Here is an 18,573-nt window from a genome sequence, read left to right on the forward strand (position 1 = left end):
TGCGCAGCCGGGCCGTCGGTCCGCTGAGCGCACCTTGCGAGATGCCCGGGATGTCGCGGCTGCGGCACAGTGGTGTCATCGCAGGCAGCGTCGCTTGTCGATGTCCGGTCCGGGCGCCGGGCGACACCGCAATCTGGAAGAAGATCGCGAGTGGCCAGAGCAAGCAGACTGAGCCGGATCAGTCGACTTATTCCGATGGGTAGGTGCTCACATGGTTGCATCGCGCCGGCAGTTCCTCGGCTCGGCCGCTGCTGTCTCCGGCGCTGCTGTCACCGGCTTGGTCCTGCAGCCCGGCGCTGCGCAGGCCGTCGGTCACAGCGGTGGGGCGGCCTTGCCGAATGTGGTGGTGCGTCCGGACGACCCGCGTTACCCCGAACTGCTGACGCGCGGGTTCAACGCGCGTTTCGTCTTCTCCCCGGATTCGATCGTGCTGGCCTACTCGGCCGGCCAGGTTCAGGAGGCGGTGCAGAAGGCGGTCAAGGAGGGCCGCACGTTCACCGTCCGCAGCGGCGGGCACTGCCTCGAGGCGTTGGTCGCCGACCCGCGCTTCGACATGCTCATCGACGTGTCCCCGATGCACCACGTCTCCTGGGACGCCAAGATGAACGCCTTCTCGGTCGGCGCGGGCAGCACGCTCGCGCAGGCGTACAAAGCGCTCTACCTGGGCTGGGGTGTGACCGTCCCCGGTGGGGTGTGCCCACCGGTGGGCATCGGCGGGCACACCGCCGGCGGGGGATACGGGCCGCTGTCGCGGCGGTACGGTCTCATCTCCGACCACCTGTACGCGGTCGAGGTGGTGACCGTCGACGCCAAGGGCAAGGCCCGCATCGTCGTCGCCACGCGCCGCCCCGACGACCCGAACCGCGACCTGTGGTGGGCGCACACCGGTGGTGGCGGCGGCAACTTCGGCGTCGTCACCCGGTACTGGTTCCGCGACCCGCGGGCCACCGGAAACAACCCGACCAAGGCACTGCCACGGCCGCCGGCACGGCTCCTGATGACCTGGGTGACCTGGCCATGGGAGTCGCTGAGCCAGGCCGACTTCAAGCGGCTGGTGCAGAACCACGGCGCCTGGCACGCCGCCAACAGCGGGCCGGACTCGCCGTACGTCGCCATGCACAGCGCCCTGCATCTCAACATGAAGAGGGACTACGCGCTCTACCTCGAGTGCCGGATGGACGCCACCGCGCCCAATGCCCGCCAGATGGTGGAGGACTACGTCGCCGCTGTCTCCGAGGGCGTGTCCGTGCAGGGCTACGTCGAGACGAACGAGGAACTCTGGCTCGTCAACGCGTTGTTCGAGTACCCCCGTTCGCTCGGCGCCCGAACCAAGTCGGCGGGCAGCAACCTGCGCAAGCCGCTCACCGACCACCAGATCGACATCGTCTACGGAGCACTGACGGACCCGGACGCCAAGAACTCCTGCCTGGTCTATCTCGGTGCCTACGGCGGGCAGGTCAACGCGGTCGCGTCGGACGCCACCGCGGTGCCGCAGCGCGACTCCATCCTGCGCTTCTGGATCGACTCCACGTGGGCCGATCCGAACGCCGACGCGGAGGCCGTGGAGTGGACCCGCCGGCTCTACCGGGACGTGCACGCCGCCACCGGCGGGGTGCCGGTCCCGAACGACCAGTACGACGGCTGCTACATCAACTACCCCAGCAAGGACACCAAGGACCCGGCGTGGAACACGTCAGGGGTGCCCTGGCACGACCTCTACTACAAGGACAGCTACCCGAAGCTTCAGCGGATCAAGAAGAAGTACGACCCGTTGAACACCTTCCAGCACGCCATGTCCATCGAGCCCGCCTGACCGGGCGGTTCGTCCAGGTCTTGCCCGCCGACCGCTGACACAGCCGGTCGCGAAGCGGCCCCACGCCCGTCGACATCACGGGTGTGGGGCCGGTTGCGTCCTGCCCTGACGACGGTGTGACGGAAGAGGTGGCGGTCCTTGCCGGACAGCCGGGACGACCCGAGTCCCGGCCGAGGAGATCCGATCAGCAAACGGAGGACCGACATGACGAGCCCGGACGACAATGCGAACGCCACCACCAAGGTGTTCCTGGTGCAACAGGGTGTCTGGGAGATGCCGCTGGAGTCGATGCCGCTGGCATCGGGCTACCTGAAGTCGACGGCCCTGGCCGACGACCGGATCCGCGACGCCTGCGACATCAGCATCCACAACTTCCGCGGCGGCACCACGAACGCCACCATGGCCAACGCCCTGTTCAGCGACGGGCCGCCGGACGTTCTCGCGTTCAGCGTGCTGGGTTGGAACTACCGGTCCTTCGGATCACTGGCCGCGACGTTCAAACAGCTCAACCCGGACGGCTGGGTCGTCTTCGGCGGCACCCACGTGGCCGAGCAGGCCGACCGGGTGTTCCGGATGTTCCCCGAGGTCGACATCGTGGTCAACGGGGAGGGCGAGCTGACGTTCCGCGATCTGCTCAACTGCTACCTCGACGGGGTGGACAAGCACGCGCTGCACGCGGTGGCCGGTGTGTCGTTCCGCGAATCCGACGGCGCCACCTGCCACAACGTCGGCCGGGACCGGATCGAGGACCTTGAGATCATCCCGTCGCCGTTCCTGACCGGGGCGCTGGAGATGACCGACGCCGACGGCAACTTCCGGTACGACGTGGCGCTGATGGAGACCAACCGGGGCTGCCCGTACAAGTGCGCGTTCTGCTACTGGGGCGGCGCCGTCGGGCAGAAGGTCCGGGCGTTCTCGCCGGAGCGGATGCGCGCCGAGCTGGAGATGTTCGGCCGGCTCAAGGTGCACACCGTGGTCGCCTGCGACGCCAACTTCGGGCTCCTGCCCGGTGACGTGGAGTTCGTCGAGATGCTCATCGAGACCCGGGACCGGCTCGGCTTCCCGCGCGCGCTGGAGACGTCCTGGGCGAAGAACAAGTCGAAGACGTTCTTCCGCATCGTCAAGATGATGAAGGAAGCCGGCATGCGGAGCTCCTTCACGCTCGCGCTGCAGACGCTCAGCGACACCGCACTGGACACCATGAACCGGCGCAACATGAAGGTCAACGAATGGGAGGACCTCGCCGCCTGGCTGGACGAGGAGGGACTCGACTGTTACGCCGAGCTGATCTGGGGCGCGCCGGGCGAGACGGTGCAGTCCTTCATGGACGGGTACGACCGGCTGTCGCGCCGGGTGTCGCGGATCGCGGTCTACCCGATCCTGCTGTTGCCCAACACCGACTACATGGAGAAGAAGGAGCAGTACGGCATCAAGGCCGTCCGCGGTGACACCGACGACTTCGAGTACGTGCTCGCCCACAACACCATGACCTTCGCCGAGAACCAACAGATGCAGCGGTTCCTCTTCATGGCGCGGGTGGTGGCGGAGAACGCGGTCCTGCGCTGGATCTGGCCGGCGCTGCGGCACCTCGCCGGCATCACCCAGTCCCAGGTGCTGCGCCACCTGGACACCTGGATCAGCACCACGGACGACCCGGCGGCCGCGCCACTGCGGGGGTACGCCGCGACCGCCGTCGGCGGAACCGGCGCGTTCGGGGCGGCGATCACCTACCTCTACACGGACCCGGACGCGGAGCGGATGCTGCACCGCTGGTGGGACGAGGCGATCCGGCCGCTGGTGCCCGCCGAGGCGGCGCCGGTGCTGGACGAGGTGTTCCGGTACGACCTGCTCACCCAGCCGGTCTACCGCCCCGCCGACCAGCCGGTCGGTGAGGACCTGCCGGTGGTGCTGGTTCGCGATGAGGAGTACTACCTGCGCAGCGGCGTACAGCTCCGCTACGACGTGCCGGCCATCGTCGCGGCCATCCGGCGCGGCGAGGAGCCGGACCTGTCGCCGGTAGACGTCAGCGTCGACCTGTACTACCGCACCGGCTCGGAGTCGGCGGTCACCTCGACCAACCACGAGATCGTCGTGCACTTCATGGGGATGACCGCGGCGGAGGTCCACGACAACGCGCGGGGGAGTGCCGAGGGCCTGAGCGAGGCGGAGTTCGAGGCCAGCTCGGCGTCGCGGTCCGCGGAGGCCGGCTCGCCGACTCCGGACGGGCGGACCACGCTCGGGATGCTCAAGGCGGACAAGGGCGGCTGTTCCTGAGACATGCCGCGGGCCCGGCGCCTCAGTGCGAGGCGCCGGGCCCTGGCATGTCGCGCCGGCGGGCCGGTCGCGGGCAGACTGAGGCGTGGACGCTCGACGAGCGCCCACGCCGGCTCAGGGCCCGCGGCGATCACCGCCGGCGACTACGTCGCCAGGTGCGGCGCCGTCCAGCCGTTCAGGTCGTACTCGGACAGGCACTGCTCGACCAGGGAGATCATGTCGTCGGTGACGCCGGCCTGGCTGCCACGTCGTAGCACCTGGGCCCGGTTGTCGTCCGGGTTGCCGGCGTGGTTGCGCTCGTACAGCTCCTGACGCCCGCCGAACTCCGTGCCCACCGCGTCCCAGAGCAGCTTCATCACCTTCACCCGCTGCTCGGCGTCGGTGCCGTGCGAGCCGCGCAGGTACCGGTCCAGGTACGGGCGAACCTCCGGGTTGTGGAAGTCGGCGACACCCGAGTTCAGGTAGATCAGCCCACTGCCCGCGGTGTGCTGGACGATCTCGCGCATCTTGCCGTACGCCATCGGGGCGAGGGTCCGGTACGTCAGCGCGTACTCCTCGTTGGGCTGGACGTAGCCGTCGGCCCACGGCCGGCACCGCTCGATCATGGCGTCGGACAGCGCCCACATCAGATGCCGCCAGACCATCAGCTCGCCGATGTTGCCCTGTACCTGCCGGAACTCGTCGGTGCCGTTGATCTCCACGGCCTTCATCAGCAGCCCGCAGATGAAGTCGAACTTGACCGCCAGCCGGGTGGCGCCGTGCAGAGAGAACCGCGGCATGAAGCCGGAGTCGTGGAAGAACGTGTTCGCCTTCTCCAGGTCGCCGTAGACGAAGACGTTCTCCCACGGGATCAGGGCCTGGTCGAACACGATGACCGCGTCGTTCTCGTCCATCCGGCTCGACAGGGGATAGTCGAACGGGCTGGCCGTGCGGGCCGCCGTCATCTCGTACGAGGTGCGGCAGAGCAGCTTCACCCCGGGGACGTTCATCGGCGCCATGAACACGACCCCGAACTGCTTCTCCTTGATCCGGAGCCCGTGGTGGGCGATGAAGTTGTAGTTGGTCAGCGCGGACCCGGTTGCCACCACCTTCGCCCCGCTCACCACGAGGCCCGCGTCGGTCTCCCGGTCCACGTGCACGTACACGTCGGCTACCTGCTCGGGGCGCAGGTGGCGGTCCACCGGCGGGTGCACGAGCGCGTGGTTGACGTGCAGTACGCGCTCCTGACACTCCTTGTACCAGCGCCGGGCGTTGTCACCGAACGGGGCGTAGAAGTCGGCCTTGGCGCCCAGGGTGGCGAGGAACGACGCCTTGTAGTCGGGCGAGCGGCCGAGCCAGCCGTAGCACCGACGCTGCCAGGCCGCGATGGCGTCGCGCGAGTGGCGCAGGTCGGCCGCGTCGACCGGGGCCCGGAAGAACGGATGGGTGAAGCCACCGTTGCCGGTGTCGGTCGGCACGGTCAGCACGTCGCGGTCCGGCGATTCCCAGAGCGCGTCGTACATGTTCGCGATGGTCCGGGCATTGTTGCGGAAGGCCGGATGCTCGGTGACGTCCTTGATTCGCTCGCCGTACAGCCAGATCTCCCGACCGTCGCGCAGACTTTCCAGATATTCGGCACCGGTAAATGGCCGTAGTCCGGACGGTTGCGCCTCCGGCGTCTCCGTCGTGGATTCTGCGCTCGGCATCGGCAATCAGCTCCTCGGCGTGGCGGTGCGGATATTCATGGAGCGTGCCAGCCGGCTCGGTGGCGCGACAAGGAAACGGAAGCGGAACGGCAATTCAGGAGATGCCGCCGCCACGCAAGGAATGCGAGCGTGAGCGGGCGATGACGAGATTCACACGACCCACGAGGGGGCACGGTGGCACGGGACGAGATGAGCGCCAAGATCTGGTCCATGGCGGGGCTCGGCACGCCGATGGCGATCCGGACGGCGGCGACGTTGCGCCTGGCCGACCACGTCGACGGCGGGGCTGACACCGCTGAGGCGATCGCGAGGGTCGAGGGGGTGGACGCCGACGCGCTGGAGCGGGTCATGCGGTACCTGGCCGTTCGGGGCCTGCTGACCCGGGAGAGCGGCGGGCGGTACTCGCTGACCCCGCTCGGCGCGGTGCTGCGGGAGGACCACCCGTCGAAGGCCCGCGCCCGGCTGGACATCGAAGGCTCCGTCGGCCGGGCCGAACTGTCGTTCGTGCAGTTGCTGCACAGCGTACGGACGGGCGAGGCCGGTTTCCCGGTCCAGTTCGGTCGCTCCTTCTGGGAGGACTGGGCCGCCGACCCGGAACGGGCCGCGAACTTCAACCGGCTCACCAGCGACCTGGAGTCACGGTCCCCGGAGATCGTCGAAGGCATGGACTGGGGTCCGCTGGGCTGGGTCGTCGACGTCGGCGGCGGCAACGGCGCGCTGCTGATCGGGCTGCTCAACGCCTACCCGACGCTGCGTGGCACGGTGCTCGAGATGCCGGACAACTGCGAGGCCGCCCGCAAGTCGGTCGCGGAGTCGGACCTGGGGGACCGCCTGGACGTGGTGGCCGGCAGCTTCTTCGACCCGCTGCCGGCCGGCGCCGGCGGGTACGTGCTGTCGTTCGTGCTGCACAACTGGGCGGACGACCCCGCGCGGGAGATCCTGCGCCGGTGCGCGGAGGCGGCCGGGCAGACCGGCGCGGTGCTGGTGGTCGAGCAGACCGGGCCCGGCGGGGAGGCCACCCACACCGGGATGGACCTACGCATGCTGACCGCCTGCGGTGGTCGGGAACGGACCGCCGCCGATCTGACCGCCCTCGCGGCATCCGTCGGGCTGCACGGCGTGGCCGTCCACCCGGCCGGCTCGTTCTCCATCGTGGAGCTGCGCGCGGCAGGCTGACCTGCCATTCCGTCGCAGGTGTCGCGCCACCGGGTGGGATACCCTGTGCGCCATGCGCTTCGGGATGCTCGGTCCGCTCGAGGTCTGGACCGCCGACGGCAAGCCGGTGCGCATCCCGGAGCTCAAGGTCCGCGCGCTGCTGGCCGACCTGCTGGTCCACGGCGGTCGGCCGGTGGCGGCGCACCGGCTCATCGACGACCTCTGGGGCGACCGGCTGCCGGCCAACCCGGCCAGCGTGCTCCGCAGCAAGATGTCGCAGCTCAGGCGCGCACTGGACGACGCCGAGCCGGGGGCACGCGATCTGGTCACGCATTCCCCGGCCGGGTACGCCCTCACGGCCGGCGACGACGCGGTGGACGTCGGCCTGTTCACCGAGCTGGTGGGCCGAGCCCGCCGCGCCGTCCACCCCCGGGACAGGATGGCGCTGCTGACCGACGCCCTGGCGCTGTGGCGCGGCCCCGCGCTCGCCGATTTCCCGGACGAGGCGTTCGTCCGCCCGGCTGTCACGCGCTGGTCGGAGGCCCGGCTGATCGCTCAGGAGGAGTGGGCCGAGACAGCGCTCGACCTGGGTCGACACGCCGACGTGCTGGCCGACCTCGGCGACCTGGTGGAACGCCATCCGCTGCGCGAGCGTTTCCGCGCGGCGCGGATGCGGGCGCTGTACCAGTGCGGCCGGCAGGCCGAGGCGCTCGACGAGTTCCGGGTCTTCGGCGAGCGCATGCGCGACGAGCTGGGGCTCGACCCGGGGCCCGAGCTGGTCGCCCTGCACCGCGCCCTGCTCCGCCAGGACCCGGCGCTCACCGGCCTGGCCACGACGCCGGCGCCGATCGAACCCGAACGGGGAAACCTGCCGGCCCCGCTGACCGGGCTGATCGGCCGCGACGCCGCGGTCGCCGACGCGGCCCGACTGCTGGAGGCCGGCCGCCTGGTCACCCTGACCGGTCCGGGCGGTGTCGGCAAGACCCGGCTCGCGGTGGCCGTCGCCGCGCGGATCGCACCCGGGGTGCCGGCCGGCGCGTGGATGGTCGAGTTCAGCACCGTGCCGCGCCCGGCCGGCGGGCGGGGGCCGTCCGCCGTGATCGACGCCGTCGCCGGCACGCTCGGGCTGCGGGACGACGGTCGCTCGGGCAGCGCCGGCGGTGTCGACCGACTGGTGGCGGCCCTACGGGGTCGGCGTCTGCTGCTGGTGCTGGACAATTGCGAGCACGTCGTCGACGATGTCGCGGAGCTCGGCCGTGAACTGCTGGATGCCTGCCCTGACCTGCGCATTCTTGCCACCAGTCGGGAGTCGCTGGGGGTGCCCGGCGAGGCTCTGGTGCCGGTGCCGCCCCTGGCGCTGCCGGAGGCGGGTACGGCGACGGTCGCGCAACTGCGCCGGTCCAGCGCCGGGGAGCTCTTCCTGGCGCGGGCGGCCGCCTCCGAGCCCGGCTTCGCCCCCGACGACGAGAACGCGGCCGCGGTGGCCACCGTCTGCCGGCGGCTCGACGGCATACCGCTGGCCCTGGAACTGGCCGCCACCCGGGTGCGCACGATGGGGATCACCGAACTGGCCGCCCGCCTCGACGACCGGTTCCGATTGCTGGCCGCCCACCGGCGCGGCGGCCCGGCCCACCACGCCACGCTGCGCACCATGATCGACTGGAGCTGGGCCCTGATCGGCGCGGACGAGCAGGCCGTGCTGCGACGGCTGTCGGTGTTCACCGACGGCTGCGCGTTGTCATCCGCCGAGGAGGTGTGCGCGGATCCGCCCGCCGCCGGCGGAGTGTCCCGTGCCGACGTGGCGTACCTGCTCGGGCGACTGGTGGACTGCTCACTGGTCACGCTCGTGGAGAACGCCGACGGGGTGCGGTACAGGATGCTCGAGTCGGTGGGGGCGTACTGCGCCGAGCGGCTGCGGGAGTCCGGCGAGGACGAGGCGGTGCGGCTGCGGCACGGCACCTGCCAGGCCGCCCTCGCCGAGGAGGCGGACCAGAATCTGCGTGGCCCCGCCCAGCGGCGGTGGCTGCGCCGGTTGGATGCCGAACAGGCCAACCTGCGGGCGGCCCTGGCCGCGGCGATCGAGCGTGGTGAGGCGGCGCTCGCCCTCCGGCTGGCCTGCGCCTGCGCCTGGTACTGGGTACTGCGCGGCCAGTTGGGCGAGGGCCGCCGTGCGCTGGCGGCGGCGGCCGCGGTGCCGGGCGAGGCGCCGGCCGGCCGGCGTGCCCTGGCGCTGCTCTGGGAGGCGGGCATGGCCGCGCTCGGCGGCGACGACCCACACGACCTGCTGTGCCGGGCGGAGGCCGAGGGTCAGGCCGGCGCCGACCCGCACGCCGTGGCGCGGGCCCGCTGGTTGCTCGCCTCGGCGCTGCCCGAGGATGTCACCGCCCGGCCCGGCGACGGTCGGTTGGACGGGGTGCTGTCGGACTTTCGTAGCCTCGGTGACCGCTGGGGGGCGGCGGCCACGCTGAGTAGCCTGGCCTGGACGGCGCTGCTGCGCGGAGACGTCGCCGCGCTGCGCCGCGACGCGGAGCGGAGTCTGGAGGAGTTCCGCGACCTCGGCGACCACTGGGGAGTTCTGCAGGCCACCAACCCGCTGGCCGCGCTGGCCCGGATGACCGGGGACGGTGACCGCGCCGCGCGGCTGCACCGCGACGCCCTCCGCATCGCCCGCGAGCTGGGCCTGTGGCCGGAGGTGTCGTACCAGCTGAACGAACTGGGACGGATCGCGCTGGACGCCGGCGACCACGCCGCCGCCGCCGACCTGCACGCCCAGGCCCGGCGGATGGCCGCGGAACAGTCCAATCTGGCCCTGGAGCAGTTCGCCGACCTGGGACTGGCGATCACGGCGCGCCGGCAGGGCAGTTGGGACGCCGCCGAGCGGCTGCTGCACCGGTGGCTGGAGTGGAACCGGCAGGCCGGCTGGCATGCCGGCGTGGCCGCGGTCGGCGCGGAGCTCGGCTTCGTCGCCGAGCAGCGCGGTGCGGCCGACGACGCGCTGCACCGGCACCGGGAGGGCTTCGCCGCGGCTTCCGACAGCGGTGACCCGCGGGCGGTGGCGCTCGCCCTGGAAGGGCTCGCCGGGGCGTACCGGCTGGCGGGTGACCCGGTGCGGGCGGCCCGACTGCTGGGGGCGGCCGACGCCGCGCGCGACGCGGCGGGACTGCCGTCACCGGAGGCGGACCGGCACGACGCGCGACGCGTCGCCGGGCTTCTGGCCGCCGATCTGGGGCCGACCCAACTGGTCGCCGAACGCGCGGCGGGGGCCGGCGCGCCGATCGACGACCTGCTGCGTGACGACCGGTCGATGGCCCGGCGCTGACGCGAGTCTGCGCAACGCAGGAGATGAACACCGGGTCGCACCCGTGTGATGCTTCAGCTCGCGAGACAGTGAATTCCCGGCCGAGGGGATCCGAATGTCAGAACAATCGCGCAGCGATCTCGAGAAGCACGTCACGGCGATCTGGGAGGACGTTCTCGACACTGCGGCCGGCCCGCCCGACGCCACATTCTTCGAATTGAACGGGCAGTCGATAGCGGCTTTTCGCATCGTCGCGCGGATAAGTGACCGGACCGGCATCGACGTACCCGTCGAGGAATTGTTCAAGGATCCGACACGCGCCGCCTTCACCCGGGTGGTCCTCGCGTGTGCCCAACGACGCTGACCCGAGCGGCTCGACCACGTGGAAAGGCACGGTGGAATGGTGTACGCAGAGAACCGCTTCCCGTTCTCCATCGAGCAGGAGTTCCTGCGCGGGCAGCATCAGGAGGACGGCTCCACGGCGGGGTTCGGCCCGCGCCCCATCTCCAGCGGTGGCTGGCGGCTCACCGGGCCGGTCGACGCTGACCTGCTCCGCGGGGCTCTGGACGACGTCATCGCCCGGCACGAACCACTGCGGACCATGGTGATCCGGGGCGCCGACGGCTGGGAACAGGAGGTGCGGGACCCGTGCCCGGCCCGGCTCCAGGTGCACGACCTGGGCGACGACCCGGACGGCCGGGGCGTACGGGCCGAGCGGTTCCTCGACAAGGCGGAGTCCGGCCACTTCGACGCGGACCAGCTTCCCCTGCTCTGGGCGTACCTGGGCCGTTTCGACGACCGGGACGCGGTGCTGGTGCTGGTCGCGTACCTGCCGCTGATCGATGTGTGGTCACTGGGCATCGTCATGGACGACCTGGCCGCGTGTTACGCCGCCCGCCTGGCCGGCGGCAAGCCCGACCTGCCGGACCCGCCGCGGTATCGCGACTACGTGCGACGCGCCGCCGCCGGCGGATCCGACTCGTCCTTCGAGTACTGGCGGGAGCGGCTGGCCGGGGCGCGCCCCGTCGTCATCGCCGCGGACCGGCCGGCCAACCCCGACCATCCGGGCGTCACCCGCGTCGACCGTTTCCAGATCGACGCCCGACTCGGCTCGGCCGCCCTGCGCCTGGGCCGTGCGACGGGAAGCTCGCCGTTCATGGTGATCTTCGCGGCGCAGCTCATCCATCTCCAGCGGATGACCGGTGTCTCCGACGGGGTGGTGTGGACACTCACCCCCGGGCCCGGCCGCCGACACGAGTGGGCCGAGGCCACCGTCGGCTACTTCGTCAACATGTCACCGCTACGAACCGACATCTCGGGCTGTGTCACCTACCGCGACGTCCTCGCCCGGGTGCGCGCCACCTGCCTGGAGGCGTTCCCGCACGAGGTGCCGTTCGTCGGGCTGGCGCAGCGGGCGCCGGAGGTCATCGCCGGGCTGGAACAGGGCGGCATGGTCGTGCCGGGCTTCGCGGTGTTCCAGAACCCCGCGGCGTCGAAGACCCGGTCCGCCGGTGCGGTCGAGTATGCGCCGGTGCGCCGGCGGTTGTCCCAGGCGCAGGGCCCGGGCATCCCCGACGACGCGATCCTCTGGACCATCGACATCGACCCGGACGGTGAGATCTTCTGCGCCGTCAGCTCGAGCACGGACCGGTTCGAGCAGGCCACCGTGGACCGCATGCTGGCCGAGTTCCGCGACCTGTTCGGCAGGGTTCTGGCCGACCCGGACGCGCCGCTGGCCGGCGCCCGTACCCACGAAGGGGCGCACTCGTGAGGACGCTGCCTCCCGGCTATCAGCTGGTCACCGACATTCCGGACGACCGGTACGGGGAATGGCTGGACTGCTGGCTCGGTGCCTTCGGCAACCCGGTCAGCTCCGATCCCGAGATCCTCGACTTCTACCGGCGCACCCACCCGCCGGATCGGGCAGTGGCGGTCGCCGACGACGACCGGTACGTCGCCACCAACACCGCGCTCGACCGTGACCTCGTGCTCCCCGGCGGGAACACGGTGCCGGCCGCCGCGTGCACCGGTGGTTCCGCGCACCCGGTGGTGGCCCGGCGTGGGTTGCTACGCGCCACAGTCGCGCACCTCAACCGGCGGGCCGTCGACGAGGGCAAGGCGATCGTCGTCGGGGGCGCGTCCGAGTGGCCGATCTACGGCCGGTTCGGTTCCGGCCCGGCGACCTGGTCCGACGCGGTCGAGTTCGACGTCCGGGCGGTCGGCCTGCGCGACGACGTGCCGGGTCGCGACCTGCGTCCGCGTCGGATCGACGGTACGCAGGCCCGGGACCTCGGGTACAAGCTGTACTCCCAGCAGGCGGCGCAGACGCCCGGGGAGGTGCTCACCCCCTCGTGCTACTGGGACCGGCTCGCCGGCGACCCCGCGTCCGGCGCGTTGGAGGAGGCGCTCGCCCTGGGCGCCCCGGGGTACGGGCCCCGGCACTGCGCCGCGATCGACGACCGTGGGCTGGTGACATACCGGATCATGCCGGACTGGACGGCGGAGTCCGCGCCGCAGAGCAAGCTGCACGTCATCGACTTCCTCGCGGCCGACCAGGAGGCGGAGGGCGCGCTCTGGCGGCACCTGTTCTCGATCGACCTGGTCCGCGAGATCGACGTGTGGCGGATGCCGGTGGACAGCCCGCTGCGCTGGTGGGTCGACGACGCGCGACGGATGCGTGTCCGCCGCCAGGACGCCCTCTGGATCCGGCCGCTGGATGTGCCACGGCTCCTGCGCACCCGCGGCTGGGCCTGCGACGGTGTCCTCACGCTCACCGTGCACGACCCCGAGGGCCTGGCGGCCGGCACGTTCCGGCTGGAGGTGACCGACGGGCACGCCACGTGCGAGCCGGTCACCGCCGCGGCCGACCTGGAGATGGGCGTCGGCGCGCTGGCCGTCATCCTGCTCGGTGGCACCCCGGCGGCGGCGCTCACCCGGGCCGGTCGGATCAGCGCCCCGGACGCTCGCAAGGTGCGACTGTGGGACGCCATGGCGGTGCCGGAGCGCAGCCCGTACATCAGCTACTGGTTCTGACGGGGTCACCGTGACAGTGAGCCCGCTCGCCGTGGCCGGTGCCCTGCACTTCACCGCGCCGGTGTTCCCCGACGACCGGGGCTTCTTCGGTACCCCGTTGCAGGCTGGCCTGTTCGCCGCGACCACCGGCCGCCCGCTGTTCCCGCTCGCGCAGGCCAGCTACAGCCGATCCCGGCGGGGAGTGGTTCGGGGGGTGCACTACACGGCCGCACCCCCCGGCGCCGAGAAGTACGTCTACTGCGCGCACGGCGCCCTGCTCGACATCGTGGTGGACCTCCGGGTGGGGTCGCCCACGTACGGCCGGTGGGACGCGGTGCGGCTCACCGGCGACCGGATGGACGCGCTGTACCTGCCGGTCGGCGTCGGCCACGCCTTCGTCGCGCTGACCGACGACGCCGTCATGCAGTACCTGCTCTCGCGGGAGTACGAGCCCGCCGACGAGCGCGCCGTCTCCGTCCTCGACCCGCGGCTGGGTCTGCCGGTCGGAAAACCCGCGGGGAACGAGCTGTCCGAGCGCGACCGCGCCGCGCCGACCCTGGAGCAGGCGCGGGAGGCGGGGTTGCTGCCGGACTACGCCCGCTGCCGGGAGATCGAGGTGCGCAATCTGCGAGATGCCCCGGCCAGGGCGGCTGGTGGACGGTAGGCGGGCACCCGACGACCCGACCGAAAGGGCACCGATGCGCGTTCTGTTCGCCACCTATGCGGAAACCACCCATTACTACAACATGGTCCCGCTGGCCTGGGCCCTGCGCACCGCCGGCCACGAGGTCCGGGTCGCCACCCAACCGGCCCTCATGGACGCGGTCGTGCAATCTGGCCTGACCGCCGTGCAGGTCGGGGAGGACCACGACTTCATGTCGGTCATCGCGGCCAAGGCCGACGACCCGACCTGGGGCGAGCGGATCACCACCGCGTTGCGGACCGGCGGCGCCGACATGGACTATCCGGCCCTGCTGGCGTTCTTCGACGAGGCCGTGGAGACCTCGGCCAAGGTGTTCAACGACCCGATGGTCGACGCCCTCGTCGCGTACGCGCGGGAGTGGCAGCCGGACCTGATCATCTGGGAGAACTTCACCCTCGCCGGCGCCATCGCGGCTCGGGTCACCGGCGCCGCGCACGCCCGCCTGCTCTGGGGGGCCGACGCGCAGACCCGCATCTACAACCGGTTTCAGGCGTTGCTCGCCGAGCAGCCCGAGGATCAGCGGCGCGACCCGATGCGGGACTGGGCCGCCGCGCACCTGGAGCGGTTCGGTGCCACCTACGACGCCGACGTGCTGACCGGGCAGTACACCCTGGACCAGGCACCGCAGAGCATGCGGCTGGACGTCGGGCTGCGGATCGTCCCGTTCCGGTATGTGCCGTACAACGGTCCGGCCCGGGTCCCCGGCTGGCTGCGCGAGCACCCGGAGCGCCCGAGGGTCTGCGTGACCGCCGGCATCTCGATGCGGTACATGCTGGGCTACGACCCGATTCCGGTCTCGACGCTCAAGCTCTTCGCCGACGCCGACGTCGAGGTGGTCGCGACGCTAGCCGTCGACGAGAGCGAGCTGGCCGACGTGCCGTCCAACGTCCGGGTGGTGAACTTCGTGCCGATGCACGCGCTGCTGCCCAGCTGCGCGGCCGTCGTGCACATCGGCAGCGCCGGCGTGGTGTCGACCGCGATGGCGTACGGCGTGCCGCAGTTGACTCTCGTCCCCGACCTGTGGGACGCCGTCGTGCGCGCCGACATGATGCGCGAGCAGGGCGCCGGCCTGGATCTGACGCTCGACCGGGCGACGCCCGAGGCGATCCGCGACAACGTGCTGCGGCTGGTGCGCGAGCCGGAGTTCCGGGCGGCGGCGAACCGGATCCGGGGCGAGATGCTCGCCGAGCCGGCACCGAGCGAGATCGTTCCGGTTCTCGAGAAGATCGCCGCCCAGCGGTGACTCCGGGGTTCCGGCCGGCGCACGTCCGGCCGGAACCGAACCGGAACCCCGGCACGGAAGGCTGACCACTGCGGCGGGAAGCCGGCGAGCCGGGGAGAGGTGACGCCAGGATGAGCGAGAACCATCTGCGGCTGGTGATCGTCATCGCCAGCATCCGCCGAGGCCGGTTCGGTCCGGTCCCGGCGCGCTGGCTCTGCGACGAGACCAACCGTGGTGGGCGCATCGAGGCGGACGTGATCGACCTCGCCGAGGCCCGCCTCCCCGAGGTCGCCGGCGATCCGGCTCCGCCCGCCGTTCGCGACCTCGCACCATGGCTGGCCGCCGCGGACGCGTTCGTCGTCGTCACACCGGAGTACAACGGCAGCTTCCCCGGCTCGTTGAAGACGGCCATCGACTGGTTCCGCGACGAGTGGCGGCGCAAGCCCGTGGGCTTCGTCTGCTACGGCGGTCCGGCCGCGGGCCTGCGGGCGGTGGACCAGCTGCGCCAGGTGTTCACCGACCTGGACGCGATGACGGTGCGCGACCCGGTGACCATCCCGCACCACCGGTCCGCCTTCGATCTCGCCGGCCGGCCGGTCGATCCCGGTCTGACGGTCGCGGCTGGTCGCATGCTCGAACAGCTCGTCTGGTGGGCCGACACGTTGCGGCGCGGACGCCTTGCACCGACCGACACCCGACTCGGGACACTTCAGGAAGGAATTCGATGACAACCGAAGGCACCACCGCGGCCGTACCGCGGGCGGGCCGCCGGGAATGGATCGGGTTGGCGGTGCTCTGCCTGCCCACCCTGCTGGCCTCGGTGGACCTCACGGTCCTGTATCTCGCACTACCGCATCTCAGCGCCGACCTCGGCGCCACCACGACCCAGCAGTTGTGGATCGTGGACATCTTCGGGTTCCTCACCTCCGGCCTGCTGGTCACCATGGGTACGCTCGGTGACCGTTTCGGCAACCGCCGGATGCTGTTGATCAGCTCCGCGGCGTTCGCCGCGGCGTCGCTGCTGGCGGCGTACGCCACGACGCCGGAGATGCTCATCGGCGCCCGCGCCCTGCTCGGCGTGGCCGGTGCGGCAGGCATGCCCGCCGCCCTGGCGCTGATCACCCACATGTTCCGCGACCCGGCGCAGCGCGGCGTGGCGATCGCGTCGTGGATGAGCTGTTTCATGGGCGGCCTGATGCTCGGGCCCCTGGTCGGCGGCATCATGCTCGAGTACTTCTGGTGGGGCTCGGCGTTCCTGCTCGCGGTCCCGATCATGCTCCTCGTCCTGGCGGTGGCCCCGGTGCTGTTGCCGGAGCGCCGCAACCCGGGCGCGGGCAAGCTCGACCTGCTCAGTGTCGCGATGTCGCTGGTCGCGATGATCTCGCTGGTGTACGGGCTGAAGAAGCTCGCCCAGGACGGCTTCACGGCACCGGCGCTGCTGGCCATGGTGTTCGGCGTTCTGGTCGGCGTGCTCTTCGTGCGGCGGCAGCGGAGCCTCACCGACCCGCTGCTCGACCTGCGCCTGTTCGGCATCGCCACGCTGCGCGCCGCGCTCATCCTCGGCCTGCTGGTCAGCGCGCTCAACGGCGGCGCGTCTCTGCTGGTGACCCAGTTCCTCCAGGTGATCGAGGGGCTGTCACCGCTGCGGGCGGGCCTGTGGCTGCTGCCGCCGTCCCTGGCCATGATCATCGCGTTGTTCCTGGCGCCGGGCCTCACCGCCAAGCTCAAGGCGGGCCGGGTGATCGCGCTCGGGCTCGGCATCGGGGTGGTGGGCTACCTGATTCTGGCCCAGGTGGAGAGCGTGGACGGTCTCGGGCTGCTCGTCGCGGGCTTCGCGGTGCTGCTGTTCGGTATGGGCCTGCCCTCGTCGCTGGGCACCATGCTGGTGATGGGCGCCGCGCCGCCGGACCGGGTCGGCTCCGCGTCGTCGTTGCAGCAGACCAGCAACGAGTTCGGCATCTCGATCGGCATCGCCACGCTCGGCAGCATCGGCATGGCGACCTACCGCAGCGAGTTGGCGGACACGGTGCCCGACACGGTGCCGCCCGAGGTGGTGGAGGCCGCCCGTGAGGGCATCGCGCCGGCCAGCGTGTTGTCCGCTCAGTTCCCCGACCTGCTCGCGCCGGCGCGGGCCGCGTTCACCGTCGGTCTGAACAACGTCGCCTGGGTCAGCGCGGCGCTGATGATCGCCCTGGCCGTCTTCGCGTACTTTGCGCTGCGGCACACCCAGCTGAGCGAGATGACGCCGCCGACCGACATTCCGCCGCTTGCCGAGCAGGCTACGGCCGCGGACGCCGCCGGCGTCGAGGCCGGCCGCACCGACGACGCCCCGCAGACCGTTCCGCCTCAACGCTGACGCCGATGCCCGGCGGGCCTGGCCCGCCGGGCATCGCGGAAGGAGTAACCATGTCACTCGACGTGGATGGCACCCAGGTGACGCTGTGCCGCGACAGCGCGCGGCCCAGCGTGCGGCTGCGGCGCCGCTATCCGGCACCGGTCTCCACGGTGTGGCGGTGCCTCGTCGAACCGGATCAGGTCAACGCCTGGTGGACGCCGATGACCGTCGAGCTGGTGCCGGAGGCGGGCGCCGAGATGACGTTCACCTGGCCCGGTGGCGACACCGATCCGGGCCAGGTCCTCGCCGTCGACCCGCCCCACCTCTTCGCGTACACCTGGGGTCCGGACACCCTGCGCTGGGACCTGTCCGCCGCGGACGGCGGCACCGACCTCACGTTGCTGACCACGGTGGCCGATCCGGGCCACATCGCCTACAGCGCGGCCGGCTGGCACGCCGGCCTCGACCTGCTCGGAGATCACCTGGCCGGCCGCGAGGTCGTGCCACCCGGCCCCGATCCGGCACCTCCGGCGCTGGTCCAACGCTATCGTCGGCTGCTCGACGGAGAACAGGAATGACACATGGCTGACGAAGAGATCCACGACAGTCCCACCAAGTGGGTGGCCGACCACGTGCGCTCCTACCTGGAGACCGACGGCGCCAAGGGACACGACTTCCAGGGCAAGCTACCCACCCTGCTCCTGACCACGCGGGGCCGCCGGACGGGCAAGCTGCGCCGCACCGCACTGATCTACGGGCGGGACGGCGACCGGTACGTGGTGGTGGCCTCGGCCGGTGGGCAGGAGGCGAATCCCGCCTGGTACCTGAACCTCTGCGCCGAACCGGAGGTGTCCGTGCAGGTGTACGGCGAGACCTTCCAGGCCAAGGCGTCGGTCGCCGCCGAGGCGGAGCGGCCCGCGCTGTGGGAGCAGATGACGGGGATCTTCTCCACCTACCGCCGTTACCAGAAGAAGGCATCCCGCGAGATTCCGGTGGTGCTGCTGGAACCGCTGCGTTAGGCCCCGACCCCTGAACAGGCTGTGCGCCTCCGTCGGTCCCCCCGTCCGCGGAGGCGC

The 18,573-nt window shown here is 71.4% G+C and carries 14 protein-coding genes; 13 read left to right on the plus strand and 1 reads right to left on the minus strand.

Annotation, left to right across the window (positions count from 1 at the left end; genetic code table 11):
• Positions 1 to 211 precede the first annotated feature (211 nt).
• Together ACZ6NZ_RS06165 and ACZ6NZ_RS06170 are read left to right on the plus strand one after the other, a co-directional pair.
• Positions 212 to 1,813, plus strand: a complete 1,602-nt coding sequence (locus ACZ6NZ_RS06165) for an FAD-binding oxidoreductase (protein WP_366608531.1) — start codon at positions 212 to 214, stop codon at positions 1,811 to 1,813.
• A gap of 204 nt (positions 1,814 to 2,017) precedes the next feature.
• Positions 2,018 to 4,087, plus strand: coding sequence for a KedN5 family methylcobalamin-dependent radical SAM C-methyltransferase (locus ACZ6NZ_RS06170; protein ID WP_465856265.1), 2,070 nt, complete (start codon positions 2,018 to 2,020; stop codon positions 4,085 to 4,087).
• Positions 4,088 to 4,230: 143 nt separating this feature from the next.
• Here ACZ6NZ_RS06170 and ACZ6NZ_RS06175 read toward each other — a convergent pair whose 3' ends face one another.
• Positions 4,231 to 5,772 (minus strand): 4-hydroxyphenylacetate 3-hydroxylase family protein, encoded by a 1,542-nt coding sequence (locus ACZ6NZ_RS06175; protein WP_465856267.1) that lies wholly within the window; start codon positions 5,770 to 5,772, stop codon positions 4,231 to 4,233.
• Between the two features lie 174 nt (positions 5,773 to 5,946).
• On the opposite strand from ACZ6NZ_RS06175, the gene ACZ6NZ_RS06180 reads away from it, so the two are divergent.
• From ACZ6NZ_RS06180 to ACZ6NZ_RS06230, 11 genes are all read left to right on the plus strand, one after another.
• Positions 5,947 to 6,948, plus strand: a complete 1,002-nt coding sequence (locus tag ACZ6NZ_RS06180; RefSeq protein ID WP_465856269.1) for a methyltransferase — start codon at positions 5,947 to 5,949, stop codon at positions 6,946 to 6,948.
• Positions 6,949 to 7,000: 52 nt separating this feature from the next.
• Entirely contained in the window at positions 7,001 to 10,246 is a 3,246-nt protein-coding gene (locus ACZ6NZ_RS06185; RefSeq protein ID WP_465856271.1) for a BTAD domain-containing putative transcriptional regulator, read from the plus strand.
• 94 nt (positions 10,247 to 10,340) lie between these two features.
• Entirely contained in the window at positions 10,341 to 10,589 is a 249-nt protein-coding gene (locus tag ACZ6NZ_RS06190; protein ID WP_366608527.1) for a phosphopantetheine-binding protein, read from the plus strand.
• Positions 10,590 to 10,628: 39 nt separating this feature from the next.
• Positions 10,629 to 11,996, plus strand: coding sequence for a condensation domain-containing protein (locus ACZ6NZ_RS06195; protein WP_465856273.1), 1,368 nt, complete (start codon positions 10,629 to 10,631; stop codon positions 11,994 to 11,996).
• Positions 11,993 to 13,258 (plus strand): GNAT family N-acetyltransferase, encoded by a 1,266-nt coding sequence (locus ACZ6NZ_RS06200; RefSeq protein ID WP_465856275.1) that lies wholly within the window; start codon positions 11,993 to 11,995, stop codon positions 13,256 to 13,258. The genes ACZ6NZ_RS06195 and ACZ6NZ_RS06200 overlap by 4 nt, the downstream gene beginning before the upstream one ends.
• A 10-nt stretch (positions 13,259 to 13,268) precedes the next feature.
• A complete protein-coding gene (locus ACZ6NZ_RS06205; RefSeq protein WP_465856277.1) occupies positions 13,269 to 13,901 on the plus strand; it encodes a dTDP-4-dehydrorhamnose 3,5-epimerase family protein in 633 nt (210 codons plus the stop codon).
• Positions 13,902 to 13,935: 34 nt separating this feature from the next.
• Positions 13,936 to 15,183: an activator-dependent family glycosyltransferase gene (locus ACZ6NZ_RS06210; protein WP_366608523.1), complete on the plus strand. Its 1,248-nt coding sequence runs from the start codon at positions 13,936 to 13,938 to the stop codon at positions 15,181 to 15,183.
• 110 nt (positions 15,184 to 15,293) lie between these two features.
• Complete coding sequence (locus tag ACZ6NZ_RS06215) at positions 15,294 to 15,890, plus strand: NADPH-dependent FMN reductase (protein WP_465856280.1); 597 nt, start codon at positions 15,294 to 15,296, stop codon at positions 15,888 to 15,890.
• The gene (locus tag ACZ6NZ_RS06220) at positions 15,887 to 17,518 is read left to right on the plus strand and encodes an MFS transporter (RefSeq protein ID WP_465856282.1); all 1,632 of its coding nucleotides are present in this window, start codon (positions 15,887 to 15,889) and stop codon (positions 17,516 to 17,518) included. The genes ACZ6NZ_RS06215 and ACZ6NZ_RS06220 overlap by 4 nt, the downstream gene beginning before the upstream one ends.
• A gap of 50 nt (positions 17,519 to 17,568) precedes the next feature.
• Positions 17,569 to 18,075, plus strand: a complete 507-nt coding sequence (locus tag ACZ6NZ_RS06225; RefSeq protein WP_465856284.1) for an SRPBCC domain-containing protein — start codon at positions 17,569 to 17,571, stop codon at positions 18,073 to 18,075.
• 3 nt (positions 18,076 to 18,078) lie between these two features.
• Positions 18,079 to 18,516 carry a nitroreductase family deazaflavin-dependent oxidoreductase gene (locus tag ACZ6NZ_RS06230; RefSeq protein WP_465856286.1) on the plus strand — a complete coding sequence of 146 codons (438 nt, stop codon included), beginning with the start codon at positions 18,079 to 18,081 and terminating at the stop codon, positions 18,514 to 18,516.
• The last annotated feature ends 57 nt before the right edge of the window (positions 18,517 to 18,573 follow it).

This window comes from Micromonospora sp. NPDC047756, assembly GCF_055587245.1.

Coding starts and splice junctions, on each gene's coding strand:
- ACZ6NZ_RS06165 (WP_366608531.1), top strand. CDS start 212: ATGGTTGCATCGCGCCGGCAGTTCCTCGGCTCGGCCGCTGCTGTCTCC.
- ACZ6NZ_RS06170 (WP_465856265.1), top strand. CDS start 2,018: ATGACGAGCCCGGACGACAATGCGAACGCCACCACCAAGGTGTTCCTG.
- ACZ6NZ_RS06175 (WP_465856267.1), bottom strand. CDS start 5,772: ATGCCGAGCGCAGAATCCACGACGGAGACGCCGGAGGCGCAACCGTCC.
- ACZ6NZ_RS06185 (WP_465856271.1), top strand. CDS start 7,001: ATGCGCTTCGGGATGCTCGGTCCGCTCGAGGTCTGGACCGCCGACGGC.
- ACZ6NZ_RS06190 (WP_366608527.1), top strand. CDS start 10,341: ATGTCAGAACAATCGCGCAGCGATCTCGAGAAGCACGTCACGGCGATC.
- ACZ6NZ_RS06210 (WP_366608523.1), top strand. CDS start 13,936: ATGCGCGTTCTGTTCGCCACCTATGCGGAAACCACCCATTACTACAAC.
- ACZ6NZ_RS06215 (WP_465856280.1), top strand. CDS start 15,294: ATGAGCGAGAACCATCTGCGGCTGGTGATCGTCATCGCCAGCATCCGC.
- ACZ6NZ_RS06220 (WP_465856282.1), top strand. CDS start 15,887: ATGACAACCGAAGGCACCACCGCGGCCGTACCGCGGGCGGGCCGCCGG.
- ACZ6NZ_RS06225 (WP_465856284.1), top strand. CDS start 17,569: ATGTCACTCGACGTGGATGGCACCCAGGTGACGCTGTGCCGCGACAGC.
- ACZ6NZ_RS06230 (WP_465856286.1), top strand. CDS start 18,079: ATGGCTGACGAAGAGATCCACGACAGTCCCACCAAGTGGGTGGCCGAC.